The 3243-nt window shown below is 71.0% G+C and carries 3 protein-coding genes; 1 reads left to right on the top strand and 2 read right to left on the bottom strand.

The annotated features are described in order from the left end of the window. The coding region (locus tag G4D87_RS35855; RefSeq protein ID WP_163787273.1) for a DEAD/DEAH box helicase at window positions 1–1554 on the top strand (1554 nt) is incomplete at its 5' end. 86 nt (window positions 1555–1640) lie between these two features. Here G4D87_RS35855 and G4D87_RS35850 read toward each other — a convergent pair. Together G4D87_RS35850 and G4D87_RS35845 are read right to left on the bottom strand one after the other, a co-directional pair. Next, a complete protein-coding gene (locus G4D87_RS35850) occupies window positions 1641–2834 on the bottom strand; it encodes a PepSY-associated TM helix domain-containing protein (protein WP_163787271.1) in 1194 nt (397 codons plus the stop codon). A gap of 5 nt (window positions 2835–2839) precedes the next feature. Beyond that, window positions 2840–3243 (bottom strand): energy transducer TonB (locus G4D87_RS35845; protein ID WP_163787270.1); only part of this gene is annotated, 404 nt, incomplete at its 5' end.

Below are 3243 nucleotides of genomic sequence, written 5' to 3'. Positions count from 1 at the left end.
GACCTGCTCGGCATCGCCGCCACCGGCACCGGCAAGACGGCCGCCTTCGCCCTGCCCCTGCTCAACCGGGTGGAGCCCGGCGCCTGCCGCCCCAACACCACGTCCGCGCTGGTGCTGGTCCCCACGCGCGAGCTGGCCATGCAGGTCTCCGAGGCCATCCACCGCTACGGCCAGAAGCTCGGCATCACCGTGCTGCCCCTGTACGGCGGGCAGGTCATCGGCCAGCAGCTCCGCGTCCTCAAGCGCGGCGTGGACGTCGTCGTCGCCACACCGGGCCGCGCGCTGGACCACCTGCGCCGCGGCACGCTGCAGCTCGATGACGTGCGCGTCGTCGTGCTCGACGAGGCCGACGAGATGCTCGACATGGGCTTCGCCGAGGACCTGGAGGCCATCCTCTCCGGCACGCCCGAGGACCGGCAGACGGCCCTCTTCTCCGCCACCCTCCCGCCGCGCATCGCCAGCATCGCCGAGCGTCACCTGCACGAGCCCGTGCGCGTGAAGATCGCCCGCGAGAAGGTGGAGCAGGGGGAGATTCCCCGCGTCCGCCAGACGGCCTACGTCGTCCCGCGCGCCTTCAAGATCGCCACCCTGGGCCGTCTGCTCGACGTGGAGTCCCCCACCGCCGCCATCATCTTCTGCCGCACGCGCACGGAGGTGGATGACCTCACCGTGTCCCTGAACGGCCGCGGCTGGCGCGCCCACGCCCTGCACGGCGGCATGACGCAGGAGCAGCGCGACCGCGTCATCAAGCAGCTCAAGTCCCAGGGCACCGACCTGCTCGTGGCCACCGACGTCGCGGCGCGCGGCCTGGACATCCCCCGCCTGTCCCACGTCGTGAACTTCGACGTGCCCAACGCGCCCGAGGCCTACGTGCACCGCATCGGCCGCACGGGCCGCGCTGGCCGCGAGGGCGTGGCCATCACCCTGGTGGAGCCCCGCGAGCACCGGCTGCTGCGCAACATCGAGCGCGTCACCGGGCAGCGCATCGAGGTGGCCACCGTGCCCACCGTCGCGGACATGCGCGAGAAGCGGCAGGAGCTGCTGCGCGCATCCCTGCGCGAGACGCTGGTGGCCGGTGAGTACGACTCCCTCCGCAACGTGGTGGAGAGCCTGGCCAGCGAGTTCGACGCCATGGACATCGCCGCCGCCGCCGTGAAGCTCCTCCATGAGGCCCAGGACGAGGGCCGCGACTCGGAGGAGACGGAGATTCCCGTCGTCGCGCCGCCGCAGGAGCGCACGGGCAAGTTCAGCGCGCCCCCGGGGCGCTCAGGCCGCCCGGAGCGGAGCCCGAAGGCCCGCGGCGTCCCGCCGACGTGGGACGTCACCCGCCTGTGGATTGGCGCCGGCCGTCACGCCGGCATTCGCCCCGCCGACCTGGTGGGCGCCATCGCCGGTGAGGCGGGCGTCGAGTCCTCCAAGATTGGCGCCATCCAGATTGGCGACAGCTTCTCGCTGGTCGAGGTGCCGGAGTCCGAGGCCAACCGCATCATCGCCGCGCTGAAGAACGCCACCCTGCGCGGCAAGAAGGTGCTCGTCCGCAAGGACCGGAACTGACGTTCCGGCTCGGAGGGAAATGCTCGCCTCGTGAGTGGGAGGGTGACGACCGAACCCGCCACGCTCGCGAGGAGGGCTGAAATCCGTCAGGCCGCCGACTCGGACTGCGCGGCGGCTTCTTCCCCAGGCTCGGTGTTCGTCCGGCGCCGGGGAAAGAACCGGCGCCACGACAGCGCGAAGCCCGTGTAGACGAGGAACACGCCACCCAGCGACGCGATGGCGGCCACCAGCTGGCCCCAGAGCCCCAGCGCCTCGCCGGTGTGCAGGAAGCGCAGCCAGGTGCGCAGCTTCCGGCCGCTGTTGTAGTCCGCGTACGTCTCCTGCTTCGCCACCTCGCCCGAGAAGGGGTTGAGGGACACCTGCTTGGAGGAGAACAGCGGCCACGCATCCGCCTCGCGGAGGGTGACCGTCACCGCGTCCACGCCCTCCTTCCCGCCACCCGCTCCGCCGCCCAGGCGCAGCGTCGCGGACGACCAGGTGGGCGACGTCCGCTGCGCTTCGGCGATGAGGACATCCAGCGGCTTGCGCGGCGTCTCCTCCGCGGGCGTTGGGACTTTCACCGTCGCCGAGCCCTTCCTCGCCGGCGCCTCATTGCCCGTCATGGTGAAGACCAGGCTGGACGCCCACTTGTACGAGATGACCATGCCCGACGCCGTGAGCACGATGAGCACCGGCAGCGACCAGAAGCCGATGACGTTGTGCCAGTTCCAGTCGCGCGCCTTGCCCTTCAGCCCGCGCCGGAACCACAGCGACGGCCGCATCGCGCGCAGCGTCCACTTGCGCGGCCACCACAGGTACAGGCCGGAGATGGCCAGGAAGAGGAACACCGCGTTGCTCGCGCCGGTGATGGCCTTGCCCACCGCGCGGTTGTCACCGCCAGCGGCCAGCCACCGGTGAAGCCCCACGTTCCACTGGAAGAAGCCGCGCAGGCCCGTCGCGCCATTCCCCAGCACCTCGCCGGTGTAGGGGTTGACGTAGCGCACCGCGCCCCGGCCGATGCTCACGAGCACCGCGGACGTCGGCTCCGGATACACCGTCACCCCGGAGGGCTGCCCCTCCGAGCCTGACGCGCGGACGCGTTCAACCAGCTCCTCCACGGGGAGCCGAGGCGCGCCCGGAGCCGGGAGCTGCACCGTGCGGACCTCCCGCTCCGCCCATTCGATGAGCTGCTTCTCGAAGGCGATGACCACGCCCGTGAAGGACATGATCGCAATCACCAGCCCGGTGGCGACACCGACGATGAGATGAATCCAGAAGAGGATGTTTCGAAAGGTGCGCACCAAGCTCACCTCAGTGAGAAATCCACCGGAATGTCGATCATGACGCGCGCCAGCCGCCCCGAACGGCCCAGCGCGGGCGTGAACCGCCACTGGTTGACGGCGGCAATCGCCGCGGCGTCCAGGGCGGGCACGGAGCGCATCACCTGGGTGTGCGCCTCCTCCACCCGGCCGTCCGTGCCGACGATGACCCGTACGACCACCTTCCCCTGGATGTTCCGCTGCTTCGCCAGCCGGGGGTAGCGCGGCCTCACCTGCTTGAGGACCGTGGGGGGCCGCATCACCTGCTTCAGCGTCAGCGCGTCGCCCGTGCCGCCAATGGCCGTTGACCCGACGATGCCACCCTGCGTTCCACCCACGAGGCCGCCAACCACGCCCCCCACCACTCCGCCCACCGCGGACACCTCACTGC

This window comes from Myxococcus vastator, assembly GCF_010894475.1.
GTDB classification, from domain to species: Bacteria; Myxococcota; Myxococcia; order Myxococcales; family Myxococcaceae; genus Myxococcus; species Myxococcus vastator.
The sequence above is the reverse complement of the archived record's forward strand: the minus strand, read 5'-3'. Positions and strand labels throughout refer to the sequence as shown.